This is a genomic window from Pseudomonas sp. NFXW11 (genome assembly GCF_049887815.1).
In the GTDB taxonomy this organism is placed as follows: domain Bacteria; phylum Pseudomonadota; class Gammaproteobacteria; order Pseudomonadales; family Pseudomonadaceae; genus Aquipseudomonas.
Map to the genome: position 1 here is coordinate 419,118 of NZ_JAGEKI010000001.1, position 17,449 is coordinate 436,566.

10 protein-coding genes are annotated in these 17,449 nt (G+C 66.2%); 4 read left to right on the forward strand and 6 right to left on the reverse strand.

Annotated features, from left to right (window positions below; all coding sequences use genetic code 11):
• Positions 1-61 precede the first annotated feature (61 nt).
• The 3 genes from J4P02_RS01860 to J4P02_RS01870 all read left to right on the forward strand — a co-directional run bounded on the left by J4P02_RS01860 (position 62) and on the right by J4P02_RS01870 (position 4,397).
• Positions 62-3,241 carry a response regulator gene (locus tag J4P02_RS01860; protein WP_426187192.1) on the forward strand — a complete coding sequence of 1,060 codons (3,180 nt, stop codon included), beginning with the start codon at positions 62-64 and terminating at the stop codon, positions 3,239-3,241.
• Positions 3,242-3,317: 76 nt separating this feature from the next.
• Positions 3,318-3,965: a response regulator gene (locus J4P02_RS01865; protein WP_426187194.1), complete on the forward strand. Its 648-nt coding sequence runs from the start codon at positions 3,318-3,320 to the stop codon at positions 3,963-3,965.
• A gap of 21 nt (positions 3,966-3,986) precedes the next feature.
• Positions 3,987-4,397 carry a TIGR03067 domain-containing protein gene (locus J4P02_RS01870; RefSeq protein WP_426187196.1) on the forward strand — a complete coding sequence of 137 codons (411 nt, stop codon included), beginning with the start codon at positions 3,987-3,989 and terminating at the stop codon, positions 4,395-4,397.
• Positions 4,398-4,440: 43 nt separating this feature from the next.
• On the opposite strand, the gene J4P02_RS01875 is transcribed toward J4P02_RS01870, so the two are convergent.
• Together J4P02_RS01875 and J4P02_RS01880 are read right to left on the reverse strand one after the other, a co-directional pair.
• The gene (locus J4P02_RS01875) at positions 4,441-6,711 is read right to left on the reverse strand and encodes an ATP-dependent DNA helicase (protein ID WP_426187198.1); all 2,271 of its coding nucleotides are present in this window, start codon (positions 6,709-6,711) and stop codon (positions 4,441-4,443) included.
• Positions 6,708-8,360 (reverse strand): VRR-NUC domain-containing protein, encoded by a 1,653-nt coding sequence (locus J4P02_RS01880; protein WP_426187200.1) that lies wholly within the window; start codon positions 8,358-8,360, stop codon positions 6,708-6,710. Before J4P02_RS01880 ends, J4P02_RS01875 begins: the two co-directional genes overlap by 4 nt.
• Positions 8,361-8,564: 204 nt before the next feature.
• Between J4P02_RS01880 and J4P02_RS01885 the strand changes: the two genes are divergently transcribed.
• A complete protein-coding gene (locus J4P02_RS01885; protein ID WP_426187202.1) occupies positions 8,565-8,789 on the forward strand; it encodes a YgdI/YgdR family lipoprotein in 225 nt (74 codons plus the stop codon).
• Between the two features lie 14 nt (positions 8,790-8,803).
• Here the strand turns inward: J4P02_RS01885 and J4P02_RS01890 are convergent, their stop codons facing one another.
• The 4 genes from J4P02_RS01890 to J4P02_RS01905 form a co-directional block, all read right to left on the reverse strand.
• Entirely contained in the window at positions 8,804-9,145 is a 342-nt protein-coding gene (locus J4P02_RS01890) for a hypothetical protein (protein WP_426187204.1), read from the reverse strand.
• A gap of 188 nt (positions 9,146-9,333) precedes the next feature.
• Positions 9,334-11,187: a polyurethane esterase gene (locus J4P02_RS01895; protein ID WP_426187206.1), complete on the reverse strand. Its 1,854-nt coding sequence runs from the start codon at positions 11,185-11,187 to the stop codon at positions 9,334-9,336.
• Between the two features lie 109 nt (positions 11,188-11,296).
• Complete coding sequence (locus J4P02_RS01900) at positions 11,297-14,296, reverse strand: autotransporter domain-containing protein (protein WP_426187705.1); 3,000 nt, start codon at positions 14,294-14,296, stop codon at positions 11,297-11,299.
• A gap of 158 nt (positions 14,297-14,454) precedes the next feature.
• Positions 14,455-17,439 (reverse strand): autotransporter domain-containing protein, encoded by a 2,985-nt coding sequence (locus J4P02_RS01905; RefSeq protein ID WP_426187208.1) that lies wholly within the window; start codon positions 17,437-17,439, stop codon positions 14,455-14,457.
• Positions 17,440-17,449 lie beyond the last annotated feature (10 nt).

Consider the following 17,449-nt stretch of genomic DNA (forward strand, 5'->3'; position numbering starts at 1 on the left):
CCCGGTTGCCGAGAGAGGAATCTCGGCGGCAAGGCCCTGATAGGTGTTAGGAAAATCAGTGATGAACGACAGCGACATCGTCCTGGAGAACCTCAATCAAAGCTCGCACCAGTTGAACAAGGGGCTGCTGCTTCTGCTGGGCCTGGCACTCCTGCTGTTCGCCACCCTGTGCTGGGCCGCCCAGCGCCTGATCGATGAGCAGAACAACGGCAAGCGCCAGCATTTCGCCCGGCTGATGGAAAACATCCAGCAACAGGAACTCTTCCTCAAGCGCCTGGCCGCTTATCAGGCCAGCGACAGGTTTGTGCCCCAGCCGCCTGCCCTACCGGGCATCCAACCTGGCGCCTCGAGACTCTCGGGGGCGGCCTTGCGCGGTGTCCTCGACCTGAACTTGAACCCGCAGCCAGTGGCGGCCGAACTGCCGCGGATCTTCGCCCTGGGCCTGCACCTGGCGAACGACTACAGCGCCTTCTGGTCGCGGTTGCCCCATGCCGCGCCAGCCACCCTGCTGTTCAACCGCTTCGGCAGCTTCGATATCGGCACGCCCACTACCGCCCGTCATGAGCGCCTGATGGAGCGGTTACTGGACGCCTTGCCCCAGGGCAGCGAGGTCGCCCAGGGGCCTCGGGTGCACTGGCAGCCGTATCCGATGCAGAGCGCTGACGACATGGCTCCCAGGCTGCTGGCCTATATCCAGCTGCCGGCCGCCACACTCCCCTGGCAGTTGCACGGCATCGACCGGCGCATGCTCGCAGCATCCCTGCTCGACCTGCCCTCGCTCGGCCTGAGCCCGCCCGCTGCGCAGCAGCCCGAGCCTGCCGAATTCACCCTGATCGACCCTTCGGGCGCCCTGCTCAGTGGCCTGCCCAGCCCTTCCAGGGCCTTGCACGAAGGCCTCAATTTCGGCCTGCAAGGCGTGACCCTCAAGCTCACGAGCCAAACCCCGGCACTCTGGACCGGGCTCTATCACAGCAGCTACCGCAGCTATTTCAACGGCACCCTGTGGCCAGCCATGGGCCTGCTGGCACTGGCGCTGGCCGCCATCGGCGGTGGCTGGGGCGCCAGCCGCTGGTACCGGGCCCGGGTGCTGGCGCCGCTGCAACGGGCGCAGCGCCGCCTGAGGGAAACCCAGGCCTTCGGCCAGGCGGTGCTGGATACCGCCCCGGTCGGGCTCTGTGTGGTGCGCCGTGGCGACTTCGAGCGGCTGCTGGAAAACCGCCATGCCCGGCAGTGGCCGGGCACCGCTGAACTGCTGGATCTGCTGCAGCGGCAAGCGCCGCGGGCTCCGAATGAGGTGCATCTGGATATCGGCGACTGGCGATTGCAGGTGGTGCTGGTCGACACCTGCTACCACGGCCAGGACGCATTGCTGTGTGCCTTCAGGGATGTCACCCGGCACCTGGCCGACACCCAGCGACTGGAGCAGGCCAGATCCTCGGCGAATGCCGCCAGCCAGGCCAAGGCACTGTTCCTGGCCACCATGAGCCATGAGATCCGCACACCGCTGTACGGCATGCTCGGCACCCTGGAACTGCTGGGGCTGACTCGTCTGCAAGCACAACAACACGAGTACCTGCAGACCATCCAGCGCTCCTCGGGCACCCTGTTTCAACTGATCAGCGATGTGCTCGACGTGGCCAAGATCGAATCCGGGCAGATGAGCATCGAGCCACAGCAGTTCTGCCCCCTGGACCTGCTCGAAGACACCCTGCACGGTCATGCCGCCGTGGCCGAACGCCGTGGCCTGCTGCTCTATGCCTGCATCGACCCGGGCCTGCCGAACCTGCTGCTGGGCGACGCCGGGCGCCTGCGGCAGATCCTCAATAACCTGCTGAGCAACGCCATCAAGTTCACCGACAGCGGCCGGGTGGTGCTGCGGGTCCGGGTGCTGGAGCTGCAGAACCAGCAGGCCAGCATCGAATGGCAGGTCACGGATACCGGCATCGGCATCTCGCCGGCACTGCACTCCCAGCTGTTCGAGCCGTTTTTCCAGGTCCGCGATGCTTCCAGCGAGCCCGGCGCCGGGCTCGGGCTGGCGATCTGTCAGCGCCTGAGCGACATGATGCAGGGGCAGTTGCAGGTGGTCAGCGAACCGGGGCTGGGCAGCAGTTTTTCCCTGCGCCTGAGCCTGCAGCAGTTGCCGGGCGAACTGCCGCGCAGCCGGGCACTGCCCGATGGGCCGCCGGTCTATGTGCGAGCAGCGATGCCGGAACTGAGCAAGAGCACCTGCGACTGGCTCAATCGCCTGGGGCTGCAGGCACTCACCGCACCGGCCAGCGTCGATCAGCAGCCGCCAGGCCGGGTGTTGATCGATATGCTGCCCCGAGGTCACCAGCCGCCCTGGCCCGGGCCTTGTATCAACGCACTCTCCGGCGTCCAGGGTGACAGCGGCGAACAGCCCGACCACTGCTGGGTCGACGCCCACGATATTCGCGCCATCGCCCAGGCCGCAGTACTAATACACCAGGGCCAGCCCCTGCCGCCCAGGCAGCCGCAGAGCGCCACCTGGCAGCCGTTGCGCCTGCAGGTACTGGTGGCCGAGGACAACCCGCTCAACCAGGCCATTCTCAAAGAGCAACTCGAGGCCCTGGGCTGCCGGGTAAGTGTCGCCGCCAATGGCCAGCAGGCCCTGGAACAATGGCGGCCACACTGCTTCGACCTGGTGGTCACCGACGTCAACATGCCCTTGATCAATGGCTACGAACTGACCCGCGAGCTGCGCCAACGCGAGCCGCAGTTGCCGATCATCGGCGTTACCGCCAATGCCCTGCGCAAGGAAGGCCAGCGCTGTCTGGCCGCGGGAATGAACACTTGGATCGTCAAGCCCATGAGCCTGGCGAGCCTCTACGGGCAACTGGTGAAAATCGGCCTGGCCCCTGGCCCGGCGCCGCCTGCCGCCCCCGCGTCGGCCAATCAGGCTCAATCGCCGGAGCCCGCCCTGCCCGCTATCGAAAGTGACTGTATCCAGGTCTCGGAGAAGATGCGGCCGCTGTTTCTGAGCACCATGCACAACGACCTGCTGCGCCTGGCCACGGCCCTGGAAAGCGGCGCCGGCAAGGCGGCCGCCGAGCGCCTGCACAGTATTGCCGGCGCCATGGGCGCGGTGCAGGCCGGCAACCTGGCCCGGGCCTGCGCCGAGCTGGAATGCCAACTGCTGGACAACCTTTTCAACCCGGTGCTGGAGTGCCAGGTCAGGCAACTGATGCAACGCTTGTCCGAACTCCTGCAGCCCCTTGAATAATGACCCGCAGGGTTTAATGTACCGACAACCTCATGTCTCTTTTTACCAATCAGCGTATTACACGGGTGTGTTAGCCATGGAAAAACTTAAAGTAGTCATTGCCGACGATCACCCTATTGTCTTGCTCGGTGTGCGCGAGCTGATGGAGCGCGACGAGCGCTTCGAAATAGTCGGTGAAGCGGTGTGTTCCAAGGCCCTGATCCAGCAGCTGGAATCCCAGCCGGTGGACATCGTCATCACTGACTACAACATGCCGGGAGACTCGCCCTACGGCGACGGCCTGAAACTGGTGGAGTACCTCAAGCGCAACTATCCGCACTTGCAGATCCTGATCCTGACGATGATTTCCAATCAACTGATCCTCACCCGCCTGCACGAGCTGGGGGTGGTCGGGGTGATCCAGAAGAGCCAGCTGCACGAGGAAATCCAGACCGCGCTCAAGGCCATCGCCCAGAAGGGCACCTACCGCAGCCTGGAGCCCCTCTCCAATTCGGTGCTGGAATCCAATGTGGCGATCGACGAGCGCATCTCCACCCTGTCGCCCAAGGAGTTCGAGATTTTGCGGCTGTTCGTGTCCGGCAAGAGCGTCAGCGATATCGCCCGCAGCCAGAACCGCAGTTCCAAGACCATCAGCGCACAAAAGATTTCCGCCATGCGCAAGCTTGAGGTACAAAGCGACCAGGATTTGCTGACCTACTGCATCGGTCGCAACATCTTCAACTGACCCCACAAGGAACTGTCGGAAATGGATACTTCGTCCTCGCCCAATGCTGCCAACCTGCTGGAACTGCAACGCCTGCAAGGGGCCTGGGAGCAGATTGGCATGGAAGACAACGGCGTGCTCAACCCACCGGACCAGCACAGCGCGCCGGGTGCCCTGACCTTTATCGAGGGCGAGCAATTTCGCGTGGTCACGGTGGCCGGCGAAACCCTGCTGCGGGGCAGCTTCACCCTCGACAGCAGCAGCACGCCCAAGGCCATCACCTGGGTCGACGCCGTGGGTGAGGACGCCGGCAAGGCCCTGCCCGCCAGCTACGAATTGACCGACGACGAGTTCGTGTTTATCGCCGCCGACGAGGGCCAGCCACGCCCGACTCAGTTCCGCACCGGCCCGGGCCAGACCCTGCGCCGCTTCGTGCGCCGCCAGGCAAACTGACCCCCGCGCCCGGCGCCCAGGCGCCGGTGCCGCCCCCTACCCATCACCCTGCCGTGCTGTCGATGGCCCACCAGCGGGGCAGCAACTGGCGCACCCGGGGTTCGGCAAAACGATCGTCGATCAGCATCAGCACCCCACGATCGCTCTGGCTGCGAATCACCCGCCCGGCCGCTTGCACCACCTTCTGCAACCCGGGGTACAGGTAGGTGTAGTCGTAACCTGCGCCAAACAGCGCGGCCATGCGCTGCTTGATCTGCTCGTTCAGCGGGTTGAGCTGGGGCAGCCCCAGGGTGGCGACAAAGGCACCGATCAAGCGCGAGCCCGGCAGGTCGATACCCTCACCGAAGGCACCGCCGAGCACGGCGAAACCTATGCCCTGCCCCTCGGCGCGAAACTGCTGGAGAAAGGCCTGGCGCGAAGCCTCGTCCATGCCCCGCGACTGCAACCACCGGGGGATCTGCGGATGCTCGCGGGCCAGCAGCTCGGCCACCTGCTGCAAGTATTCGAAGCTGCTGAAAAACGCCAGGTAGTTGCCCGGCCGCGCCGCGTACTGCCGGGCCATCAACTCGACGATGGGCGCCAGCGATGCTTGGCGATGCACATAGCGGGTGGAAATGCGGCTGACGATCTGTACCTCCAGCTGGGTCGCGGCGAACGGCGACTGCACTTCCAGGCACACGCTGTTGGCCGGCAATCCCAACAGATCGAGGTAGTAATGCCAGGGGTTGAGGGTGGCGGAAAACAGCACCGTGCTGCGCGCCGCCGCCAGCCGCGGCGCCAGCAAGGCCGCCGGCACCACGTTGCGCAGGCTCAGGCGCGACAGGCTGCGGCTGGCATTCAGTGAGCGCTTGCCGATATCGAAGATGAACTGCCGCGCCTCGAACAGCTCCGCCACCCGGGCAAATTGCAGCAGTTCGAAGTACAGCCCCTGCAAGCCACTGTCCAGGCCCTGGGGCTGCTCGTTGAAATAGTCCCCCAGGCGGCTGATGCACAGGGTCAAGGCACGCAGGAAGGCCGTGGGCAAGCAGTCATAGGCCTGATACGCCGCCTGCTGCGCCTGTTGCAGGGCATTCCATTCGCGGTTCAGCCGTTGCAGCGTGCCCTTGAGGGCCTGGGGCGCGCCCTTGCGCACCGTGGCCAGGCCCTGCTGGTCGAGGCTGGCGCTGTACATGCCGCGCCCGCGCTCCACCAGGTTGTGGGCCTCGTCCACCAGCACCGCCAACTGCCACTGGTTGGCCTGGGCCAGGCCGAACAGCAAGGCGCTGAAATCGAAGTAGTAGTTGTAGTCGGCCACCAGCAAGTCGCTCCAGCGGGCCATCTCCTGGCTCAGATAATAAGGGCAGACCTGATGTTCCAGGGCCACCTGGCGCAGGGCCTGGCGATCCAGCAGCGGCACCTGGCTGGCCTGCTCGCGCGCCGCCGGCAAGCGCTGGTAGAAGCCCCGGGCCAGCGGGCAGGATTCACCATGACAAGCCAGTTGCGGATGCTCGCAAGCCTTGTCCCGGGCCACCAGTTCCAGCACCCGCAACGGCAGCGCAGGCTCATCAGCGAACAACACCCGGGCCGCATCCAGGGCCAGTTGCCGGCCCGGGGTCTTGGCGGTGAGAAACAACAACTTGTCCAACTGCTGCGGAACCATGGCCTTGAGCATCGGGAAGATCGTGCCCAGGGTCTTGCCAATGCCGGTGGGGGCCTGGGCCAGCAGGCAGCGGCCGGTGCTGACCGCCTTGTACACCGCCTCGGCCAACTGCCGTTGGCCATCGCGAAAGGTCTGATGGGGAAACACCAGCCTCTGCGTGGCCTGGTCCCGGGCTGCGCGATGGCGCATTTCCTGCTGCGCCCAGTGCAGGAACAGCGCGCACTGCTGGTTGAAGAACGCCTGCAGGGCCTCGGCGCTGTGCTCCTCCACCAGGGCAGTTTCCGCTTCGCTGGACACCTCGAAATACACCAGCGACAGCCGCAGGCTGGCCAACCCCAGGCTCTGGCACAGCAACCAGCCATAGACCTTGGCCTGGGCCCAGTGCAATTGCCGATGATTGTCGGGCATGCGCGCCAGGTCGCCGCGATAGGTCTTGATCTCTTCCAGCAGGTTCTGCGCCGGGTCGTAGCCGTCCGCCCGGCCCCTGACCAGCAGCTCGCCGTACTGGCCTTCCAGGGCCACTTCCGTCTGGTAGCCGGGGTTGCGCCGGGCGGCCACGGTGCGGTGGCCGAGCATGCCTTCCTGGGCGCTGGGCGAGGGGGTGAAGCGCAGGTCCAGGTCGCCGCACTTGGCGCTGAACTCGCACAGGGCACGCACTGCAATGCGGTAACTCACGCCAGCGGGTCCTGCCATTGCACGTAGCACACCGTCACCGGCATGCGGTGCTCCTGGCAGAAGTCCAGCCAGCGCAACTGGTTGTCCTGCAGCCGGTCCCCCGGCCCCTTGACCTCGATCATGCGGTAGGTCTTTTGCGCCGGCCAGAACTGGATCAGGTCCGGCATGCCGGCGCGGTTAGCCTTGATATCCAGCAGCAAGCGCTGGAACCAGTGGCGCAGATGCTCCGCCGGCAGGCAGTCCAGGGCCTGCTCCAGCAGCTCTTCGCTGAGCAGGTTCCAGAACACGAACGGCGATTGCAGCCCCCACTTGGCCGCGAAGCGCTGGCGGATGCTGGTGCGGTAGCGACCGTCTTCCAGTTCCGCCAGGCAGGCCTGGAACAGCGCGCTGCGCCGCTCATGGAAATCCTCGCTCAACAGGTCCACCGGCCCGCGCTGGAACGGGTGGAAAAAGGCCCCTGGCAAGGGCGCAAAGATCGCCGGCCAGCACAGCAGGCCGAACAGTGAATTGATCAGGCCGTTCTCCACATAGTGCACCGGCCCGCCAGGCTGCTGCAGATGGGCCTGCACCAGCGCTTCCACCGACTGCCCGTCGGGGTCGCGGGGCAGGCACAGGTCGAGCCGCTGCACCTCGCGATGGCTGGCTCGTGGCTGCGGCGGCCCGCCCAGCTTGCGCCGCAACCGCGGCATGACCCGCAGCAACTGCTGGGCCTCGGCGGCGCTCTGCGGCGCGGCGGCGGCCTGTTCGGCCAGGGCCAGGGCGGCCTGCACTTCATCGCTCAACTCCAGCACGCGGATCAGCCGCAGCCGCGCGCCGGGATAGGCGCACTGCTGGTAGAGGCTGCGCGCCAACGGCAGATCCCCCAGGCGTTCGCCATGCTGGCCCAGCAGGAACAGCAGCTTGTCGCGACGCTTGTGCAGCCAGGGGTTGGCGCTGGCGAAAGCGGCGACCTGGGGCCAGATATCCGTCAGCGGCACGCCGGCCTCGAAAGCCTCCTGGCACTGGTGCAGGTAGCAGAAGCCGTCCAGGTCCTCGCGGCTGCACAGTGCGCGGGCATCGGCGCTGATCTCCACCTGCTCGTAGCTGTAGATGCCCAGGTCGGCAAGCACGAACTCCGACCAGTCCTGGTACAGGTTGCCGAAGAACATCAGCCGCAGGCGATCGCACAGGGTCATCAGGGTCAGGCTCAGCAACCGGTCGGGAAGCTGCGGGCACCACTGGGCGAAGGCCCGCGGCGCCGGTTCCTCGGCCGCCAGCAGCTCCAGCCACTGCTCCTTGCGGGCCTTGGCCGGCAGTTCATGGGTGGCGAAGCTGTGCAGGATCTCGGCCTTTTGCAGCAGGCCGAACAGCTCCTCCAGGGCCAGCGGCGCCTGCTCCTCGACCCAGCCCAAGGCCAGCAGTGGCGCCAAGGCCCGGGCGCTGTCGCCAATTTCCCCGTAGTTGAGCTTGCTCAGGCGAAAATGCCGCCCCTTGCGCATCACCATGCGTACCAGCAGCGCCTGGGAGGCCTGGGGCACAGCGCCGAAGTCGGCGATAAAACGCTGCTCCTCGGCGCTCAGCACATCGGCGTAGCGCTGCTCGAGCCAGAGCAGCACTTGCTGGAAATTGTGCAGGTAATAGAGGGGGTTTTCGCGGGGGTCGGAAGTCACGGGAGAAAGGCGCCACAACTGGGTGAGTACTGGTTATGCGTACAGATAACAGCCCATGCCCTGCCCTGGCAAACACTATTGGATAAATGGCCAGCGGAAGAATTTTACAATTACCTGGCGAACTTTCGTCGTCTTCACTACACCAAGAGCCCAGGATTATAGTGTCCGCCGCCATCTGGACACCCCATTGACGAGAGGTCTCTTATGAATGTGAAGAAACTCGGACTGCTGCTGGCCACCACCAGCCTGCTGGCCCTGGCCGGTTGCGCTTCGCCCACCGTGGTGACGCTGCAGAACGGCACCCAGTACCTGACCCGGGACATGCCCAAGACCCACAGCGCCGATGGCTTCTATGAGTTCCAGGACATTTCCGGCAAGACTATCCGGGTCAAGTCCGACGATGTGGCCACGGTGCGCAAGGAAAAGTGATTCAAGCCCCAAACTCAGTGGGACCAGGGAAAGGGCCCCTGCCCCGGCTGACAGTAGATGCTCTGGGACTTGCCGCGCCGCTGCAGTTCGGCACGAATCCTCTGGCATTCCTTCAACTGCCGAATGTCATCCAGCTCGCTGAACAGGTGTGGCGTTGCGCTATTCCCAGGGCCGACCGGCGCCTGGCTGTCTTCGGCGTCGAAACTGAAACGATAGGGCTCCGGCTCCGGCGCCTGCTTCTGCTCTGAGGCCGGCGGCCAGGCCGGCAACTGCTCCGGGGTGACCCCGTAACGTTGCAAAATCGAGCGGTGAGGCAGCGTATCGGCCGAGACCATGGCTCCCCACAGGGCCAGCATCAATCCGCTCGCATACCTCTTACTGTTACTCACTGTCAAAACTCTCCTGTCCTTGCCTGGATAACGGCCCGATCCCTTGATAACGGGTGACCGGGCCCGGGTTTTACCCCTATTGGAGCCAGAGCGCGACCGACAGGTCACAAACCGAACCAGCGCGGAGCCCATTGCGGGCCCCGCGCCGCATAGCATCAGGCGAGAACGATGCCTGAACCGTTGAGTTGCCCCAGGCTGACGCCCACCAGGGTCACCGAGTCCTGGCCGAAGGTCAGCACGGTGTCATTGCCGTGGCTGCTGGCGTGGGCCCGGAAGTCCTGATCAGGCAATACCCCCGTTACCCCCATGAACACCAGCTTGTCGCCATTCTGGTAACCGACGATGCGGTCCTGGCCAAAATGGCCATTGAACAGGAAGCTGTTGTTGCCCCCCGCCGCCTCCATCAGGTCGTTGCCGGCACCGCCGACGAACACATGGTTGCCCAGCTTGCCCACCAGGTGATCGTTACCGTCCAGGCCGAACAGCCACTCGCCCTTGGCCTGGGCCTTGAGCAGATCGTCAGCGCCACTGCCCTTGGCCGAAGCGACATAAGCCGTCGACTGCCCGCCCACCTGCAAGCCCTTGGCGCCAACCTGGTGGATCACATCGTCCTTGAACAGGCCCCAGAGCAGCCCCGGCTCCTTGCTCTGGATCGCGCCGATATCCCGGGTGATGCTGATCCCGCCATTGGCGTCGCGCACATACAGGGTGCCGGCGCCGTCGTTGGCGAAGCTGTAGTCCTTGATCGAATGCTGCAGGTCCAGGGTGTTGTGGCCCTTGCCGCCGAGGATGATGTTGTAGCCACCGTCGTCGCGGAAGGTGTCGTTGCCATCGCGGCCTTCCAGGTAGTCGTTGCCGCGTCCGCCCTGGATCAGGTCGTCGCCGTTGCTGCCGATGATAAAGGTGCTGCCCTTGTGGGTTTCGGCATTGCGGTTCAAGTCCTGGACCCAGGTCGTGGCCCGGGCCGGGTCCGACAGGTTGGCGACTATGATGGTCGAGTCCTTGCTGGTGAAGTCGTAGAACTTCGAGTCCAGCACCCGGGTCAGGCCATCGCCGTAGCCGGTGGGCAGGTGGGAGATCCAGGTGGGGATATTGAGGATCGAGAACGGCAGCGCGTTCCATACATCCGAGGCGTAATGGTCGTTGAAGCTGACGATATTGTTGGTCGCCGAAGCCTGGTGGGCATCGTGCACCAGGAGCGTCGACGGGTTGAAGGTGGAGCCGTCCAGGGCACGGAACACCGGATCGTTTTCATAGCCGATATTCAGCACCTTGTCGCTGGCGCTCTGGGTCGGCGAGGCATAGGCGATGTAGTTGGCGTCCTTGTAGAACCCCGACCAGCGCCCGCTGCTGAGGTCGGCCAGACTGTTCACCGCCAGGCCCCCCAGGCTGTGGCCGCTGACCAGGATGTCCTTGCCCGACAGGCCATTGGCCTGGGCAAAGGCGGCGACATTGCCCAGCAGCTTGCCGAAGGCTTCGCCGGCGTAGTTCTTGGCGTAGTCCTTGGGGCCCAGGGCCGCCAGCACGTCGTTGATCAGATCGCCGATGGTGTCGCCGATCACCGATTCCCGCGGCCCGCTGGTGCCGCGAAAAGCAATGCCGATGGAGCTCAGGTGGCCCTGGGCATCGTACTTGCCGACGATCTCCACCTGGGCCGTTTCATAACCGGCGGTTTCGCCGAAGAAGGTCCCCCGGGCATCCACCTTGCCGCTGTAGCCCAGCTGCTGGGCGCTGATAGTGGACCAGCCAGCCTGGTTCAGCGCCTGCTTGGCGGCCTTTTCCGAATCCGGGTTCCAGGGAATGCCGGGGATCACCCCCTGGGAATCGCTGCTGCCGATCAGCGCCGTGACCAGGGTTGCCGGCAAGCCGAGGCCGAAGCCATTGTGCTGGTAGCCCTCGGCAAAGCCGTTGTCGAGGTTGTGGTAGGAATACAACGTGATCGCCAGCGCATCGGCGAACAGCGCCTTGGACTCGGCGGCGTTGAAGTTCTTGTAGTCATAGACACCCATGGTATTGCCTCTCTTTTGTTGAATTTGTCAGAGACAGCTGCTGCCCCCCGAGCCCGTCGCCGAGCCCGGAGGACGCCTTACAACACCTTGCACATCCGTTGCCCGGGCGTTAGAACGCCCAGTCCAGGGTCAGGCCGACCCCGTGATCCTGCTCGCGACTGCCGAGCAGGCCGTTGTAATCCAGATTGACCCGGGCACCGTGCCCCACGGCCATGCCGGCCCGGGCGCCGAGCACCGCGGCGTCGCGGTCCAGGGACAGGCTCTGGACCTTGTAGTCCGGCCCGCCGCTGGCGAACGCCAGGTGCTGCTCGGAACCGGTGGCACTCAGGTTGTGCTGCCAGCCCAGGCTGGCCGACAGCTCCAGGGCCGGCCCGCTGGACAGTTGCAACTGCTTGCCGACGCGCATGCCGAGGGTCGAGAGCCAGGCCTCGCGGTTGTCGGCTGAGCCCTTGAGCGAGGTGGCGCCGCCATGTTCCTTGAAGCTGTCGCTGGCCACATGCACATAGGCCAGGCTGGCGAACGGTTCCAGGGCCAGGGGTTGCTGCTCCAGGCGCCAGGCCGCTTCGCCGAACACTTGCAGGCTGCGGGCATCGCGCTTGCTCTTCTGCCGATCACTCTGCCCGTCGAAATACAGCTCGCGCTTGCTGTCGATGCGGTGCCAGCTGTAGGCGCCGCCCAGGCTCAGGCGCAGCTGTTCCTGCTGCTGCCCGACATAGGCACCCAGGTGGTAGCTGTCGATGCTGGCCGAGGAATGCCGGCCATCGCCCATGCTCAGGGAGCTGTCGCTGTAGCCGCTGAACAGCCCGAGGCGGGTGTCTTCGTCCAGCTGGCCGTCGACCCCCAGCAGCAGCCCGCCAATCGAGCTGCTGTAACGGGCCTGGTCATGGTTGCCGTCGGCCTTGCCCCAGGCACCCAGGGCCTTGACCCACAGCCCCTGCTCCGCGCCCTCGGCGCCAGGCGTGGCCGGCGAACGCAGGCGCTCGCCCACGGCGTCGCGCAGGTAACGACTGTCGTTGATCAGCAGGCTGCCGATGGCCGGGTGAATTTCCCCGGACAACTGCTCGAAGGCCTGTTGCGCGCTAACCGCACTGGCCGCCAGCAGCAGGCTTTCATACAGCGCATCGCCGGCCCCCAGTTGGTCTGCGGCGGCCGCCACCGCCTGTTGGTTGGGAGTCGCCGCGACGCTGCCGAAACTCGTGGCATTGCGCGCCACCGCCAACTGCACGCCGTTGCTGCCGTAGCTCAGGTTGCCGCCGAGGAACAGCGAGTTGGACAGCAGCGGACCGAAGCTGCCCTGCACGCCATTGGCCGCATCGACAATATCCAGTTGCCGGCCCAGCAGGCTCGGCACCCGCGACCCATTCAGCGACAGCCCGGGGTTTTCCAGCTCCAGGGCCAGGCTGGCGCCGCCCAGGTTCACCTGGCCGTCGCTGACCAGGCGGTCGCTGCCGCTGGGGGAGACTTCCACCGCATAGGTCGAGCCCGGCAGGAAGGTCACATCGGAGGCCACATGCAAGGTGCCGATGGAGTTGCCCGGGGCAACGATCGACCCGGCATTGGCAGTCAGCCCGCCGATGCGCCCGGTGCCGCCGAGGATCCCGCCGGCATTCACCGTCACCGTGGAGGCCAGGGAACCGTTGACCGCCAACCGCCCCTGATTGACCAGGGTCGGCCCGGAGTAGGTGTTGGCGCCGCTGAGCACCAGGGTGCCAACCCCCTGCTTGGTCAGGCCGCCATGGCCGCTGATGTCGTTGCTCCACAGATCCAGCACGCAGCTCAGGTCGTTGCAGCGGCGCTGGGTCGGCTTGCCGGCATCCAGCAGTGCGCCGTAACCCGGCAGGTCGGCGATGAACTGGCCCGAGCCATAGCCCCCCTGGATACGAAACTCCGCGGGGATGTCCTGCTCGGTCACCAGCATGCCCGGCCCGCGAATGCCCTTGGCCAGGTCGATCATGCCCCAGCCGTACAGCGCATCGATGCCGGGGGCGCCCAGGTCGGTGGCCGTGGTGCGCAGCACGCTGGCGATCTGCGCGCCGTTCATGTAGGGGAAGCGCTCCATCAGCACCGCCGCAGCCCCGGCAGCATGGGGCGCGGCCATCGAGGTGCCGTTCTTGTTGGCATAACCCAGGGTCATGTTGTCGAGGTTGGTGCCGCCGATCACCGCGCTGTAGATCTTGGTGCCGGGCGCCGACACGCAAAAGCTTGCGGTGTAGCCGCAGCGCGAGGAAAAGGTGCTGATTACATAGGGCGTGGCGCTGCTGGTATCGGGGTTCTGCTGCAAGGCCGAGACCGTCAGCCAGTTGGGGGCGATCTCCGGCACGAAGTAGCCGAGCCCGGCAATGGCATCGGGGTTGTTCAGGTTGTAGTCGTTGCCGGCGGCGAAAATCGTCAGCACGCCGCTGCGGGCGGCGGCGATGGCGCCATCGTAGGCACCACCCGGCAGGCTGCCGAGCAGCGGCTGGATCTGGCTGAACTGGGCCTGGGCATCGCCCACCGTGAAGTGCGGGAAGGCCGGGTCGCGCCCGCCCTTGGCAAAGCGATCGGTGATGCCGATGCCCCAGCTGTTGTTGATGATTCGCGCGCCGCTGGCCACCAGCCCGTCCCAGCCGGCCTTGTACACCGCACCGTCGTTGCCGAGGATGATGCCGTCCTCGGGGCCGGGGTCGCCGTTGTCGGCGCTGATGATCTGCGCATCGAAAGCCACCCCGTGCATCGACACGCCGTCGCGGTTACCGGCGGCGATACCGCCGACGTGGGTGCCGTGGGAGCCAAGCTTGCCGTCCGAACCCACCGAGGGGCTGCCGTCATAGCGAAAAGCCTCGCCGGCCTTTACATGAATATAGGGGTCGTCGTACTGGCGAATGCCGCTGGTGACCAGGGTCACGATCTTGCCCGTACCGGCGAACTCCGGGTGCCGGGCATACACCGGCTGGTCGAAGATCCCCAGCTTGACCCCCTTGCCGCTGTAGCCGGCGGCATAGGCGCTGTCGGCATGAATCGCCCCCAGCCCCCAATCGGCCTTGAACTCGGCGCTGCGCCAACTGCTGGCATCCCCCTGGCGCCCGCTCTCCACATAGGGCGCGGCCTGCACACTGCCAATCAGCGCCATGCCGCCGAGCACCGCCCGGCCCAATGGGCTGCGCAGCACATTGGGACCACTCAAGCCACCATCCTTGCGTTTGTCTTGCTTCACTCCGACCTTCCTTAGTTGTGTTGACAAAAATCCCGGGCGGGCTCCGTGCCCCGCCCTCAGGTTGCAGGGGCACCTCAAAAGCGCCACTGCAGGTTGAGTCCGACGCCATGTTGTTGTTCGCGACTGGCCAGGCGCCCCTGGTAGTCCAGGCTCAATTCCAGGTCGCGGGCCAGCCCCAGGCGCGCCTGGCCGCCCACCAGCGCAGCATCGCGCAGGGCCGGTGCGCTGCTGACGTCAAAACTCTGGGTACTGTCGGCAAAGGACAGCCGCTCGCCGGCCTGGGCGCTGCTCAGGCGGTGCTGCCAGCCAAGACTCGCGGCCAGTTCCAGGGGCTGCCCGCTAGCGAGGCGCAACTGCTGGCGACCGCGCAGGCCCAGGGTGCCGAGCCAGGCATCGCGCTGCTCTTTATTGGCGCTAAGGGCCGCGGCATTGCCCTTTTCATCGAAGCCATCGCGGTCCAGGTGCACATAGGCCAGGTTGGCGAAGGGCTCCAGGCGCAGCGCCGGCCGTTCCAGGCCATAGGCGGCTTCGACGAACAGCTGCTGGCTGCGAGCCTCGACCCGGGCCTTCTGCCGGCCGCTGCCGGCGCCATAGTCGAGGTCGCGGCGCACTTCGCCGCGGTGCCAGCTGTAGCTGCCGCCCAGGCTCAGGCGCAGCGCGTCCAGGTCATGCTTGGCATAGGCCCCCAGGTGATAGCTGTCGACCTCGGCCCGGGCGGCACTGCCGCCGCCCATATGCAGCGAGCTGTCGCTGTAGCCGGCGGCCAGGCCGAGGCGGGTTTGCGGGTCGATATCGCTCTCGGCGCCCGCCAGCACCCCGCCCAGGGAGCTGGTATAGGTTTGGCTGCCATCCGTGCCTTCGATCCGCCCCCAGTTGCCCAGGCCCTTGAGCCACAGCCTGGGCCCTTCACCCTCGGGCTGCGGGGCATTCAGCCCCGGGGCTTGCAGGCGCTCGCCCAAGGCATCGCGCAGCACCGAGCCCTGGCTCACCAGCAGCGAGTCCAGGGCTGGGTAAACCTCTCCGGACAACTGGCGCAAGGCGCCCTGGGCCTGGGCTGCCGAGGTCAGCAGCAACAGGCTTTCATACACCGCGTTGCCCGCCCCCAACTGCTCGATGGCGGCGCCTGCCGAACGCTGGTTGGGGCTGGCACCGACGCTGTCGAAGGTGGCGCCGCGCTGCAACGCCAATTGCACGCCGCTGGCGGAATAACCCAGGTTGCCGTCGAGAAACAGATAGCCCGGCTCGACACTGGCAAAGCGTCCGAGCACCCCGCCGGCGGCTTGCAGAATGTCGAACTGGCGCCCCACCAGGCTCGGCACCTGGCGCTGATCCAGCACATTGCCCCGTGGCTCGGGCAGCAGTTGCACAGTGGCGCCATCCAGGCGGGCCTGGCCGCTGGCGACAATCCGGTCGCTGGCGCTGGGCGACAGTTCCACCCGGTAGCTGGAGCCGGGCTGGAAATCCACATTGCCGGCCACGTTCAAGGTGCCGATGGAATTGCCCGGCGCCACTTGCCCGCCCGCGTTGACGGTGAGCCCGGCGACTTGCCCGGAACCACCCAGGGTGCCACCGGCATTCACCGTCACCGCCGACTGCAAGCGGCCGTTGACCGCCAGCAGGCCGCCATTGACCCGGGTCGGGCCGCGGTAGCTGCTGTCGCCACCCAGCAGCAGCCAGCCGGCGCCGGACTTGACCAGGCTGCCCTGATACACCCGCAGCGCCGCCGCGGCATCCCGGGCCATGCCCAGGGCATAGTCGCTGCGCTCCTGCTGGCTGGCACTAGAGGGCAAGCCCTGCTCCCAGCCGCGGTCCCTAAGGGTCTGCTGCCAGGCCAGGTGCTCGGCGGCGTCTTCGGCCTGGCGCTGCACCAGGGCCTGATCGGAGATGCCGTTGCTCCAGGTATCACCCTGCCCGGCCCCCAGGTTGACCCGCAATTCGCCCAGCAACTGCCCCGGCCCGTGCAGCGCCCGGCCCAGATCGGGCACGCCCCAGCCCACCCGGCTCGAAGGCGCCTGGGTCGGCGTACCGTCGAGCTGGCGCGAGGTGGTCAGCAGCACCTGCAGGGCCTGCTGGTTGTCCAGGTAGGGATAGCGCTGCATCACCAGGGCCAGGGCCCCGGTGGCATGGGGCGCGGCCATCGAGGTGCCGTTATAGGTGGCGTAACCGCCCCCCGGCACCGTGCTGGTAATGGCCGCGCCCGGGGTCGCCAGGCACCAGTACTTGGCGATGCCGCACTGGTTGTATTTCTGCTGGTTGAACTTGTCCAGGCCCGAGACCGCCAGCCAGTGGCCTTCCAGCTCCGGCTGAAAATACGGCAGCGCCGCGCGCACGCTGGCATTGGCATAGCCGCTGTTGCCGGCGCTGAACACATTGATCACCCCGCGCCGCGACACTTCGGCAGCGGCATCGAGCCAGGTGTCCTGCTGGAAATGCTGGGCATAGGCCGCGCGCAACCCGTCCAGGGTCTGGTAGCTGACATCCTTGGGCTGGCTGCCCCAGCTGTTGTTGATCGCCCGCACCCCGGCATCCGCCAGCGCGCCGTACACCGCGTGAAAGTAGCGCGAGTCGGGGGCCGGGCCGAACAAAAAGCCGTCGTTGTGATTGGTGTTGCCCACATACACCTGGGCCTCGAAGGCCACCCCGTGCATGCCGTTGCCATCACGGGCCGCGCCCATGGTGCCGGTGACATGGGTGCCATGGCTGTCGTTGGCGCCATTGAGCACACCGCTGACACTGAAGGGGCTGCCGTCCAGGTACTGGCCATTGGCGGTCACCGGGTGATAGCGCTCGGGGCTGGCTTCGGGGTGGCGGCTATCGAAACCCGAATCCAGGGCGCCGATCTTCACCCCGGCGCCGGTGATCCCGGCGGCATAGGCCTGGTCCGCCTGCATGCGCGCCAGCCCCCAGTCCTGCTGGTATTCGGCGGAACGCCAACTGCTGGCGTCGCCCAGGCGACCGCTGTCCTGGTAGACGGCGCGAGCCGTGAGGGGCTGGCTGGCGGCAAATGCCAGGCACAGGGTGCCCGCCAGCGTCTTGAGCTGATGACCTTTCACATCCATGTCGATGACT

Excerpts from the sequence above, each read along its gene's own strand:
- J4P02_RS01860 (WP_426187192.1), top strand. The coding sequence starts at position 62 with ATGAACGACAGCGACATCGTCCTGGAGAACCTCAATCAAAGCTCGCAC.
- J4P02_RS01865 (WP_426187194.1), top strand. The coding sequence starts at position 3,318 with ATGGAAAAACTTAAAGTAGTCATTGCCGACGATCACCCTATTGTCTTG.
- J4P02_RS01870 (WP_426187196.1), top strand. The coding sequence starts at position 3,987 with ATGGATACTTCGTCCTCGCCCAATGCTGCCAACCTGCTGGAACTGCAA.
- J4P02_RS01885 (WP_426187202.1), top strand. The coding sequence starts at position 8,565 with ATGAATGTGAAGAAACTCGGACTGCTGCTGGCCACCACCAGCCTGCTG.
- J4P02_RS01890 (WP_426187204.1), bottom strand. The coding sequence starts at position 9,145 with ATGCTGGCCCTGTGGGGAGCCATGGTCTCGGCCGATACGCTGCCTCAC.
- J4P02_RS01895 (WP_426187206.1), bottom strand. The coding sequence starts at position 11,187 with ATGGGTGTCTATGACTACAAGAACTTCAACGCCGCCGAGTCCAAGGCG.
- J4P02_RS01900 (WP_426187705.1), bottom strand. The coding sequence starts at position 14,296 with ATGGCGCTGATTGGCAGTGTGCAGGCCGCGCCCTATGTGGAGAGCGGG.
- J4P02_RS01905 (WP_426187208.1), bottom strand. The coding sequence starts at position 17,439 with ATGGATGTGAAAGGTCATCAGCTCAAGACGCTGGCGGGCACCCTGTGC.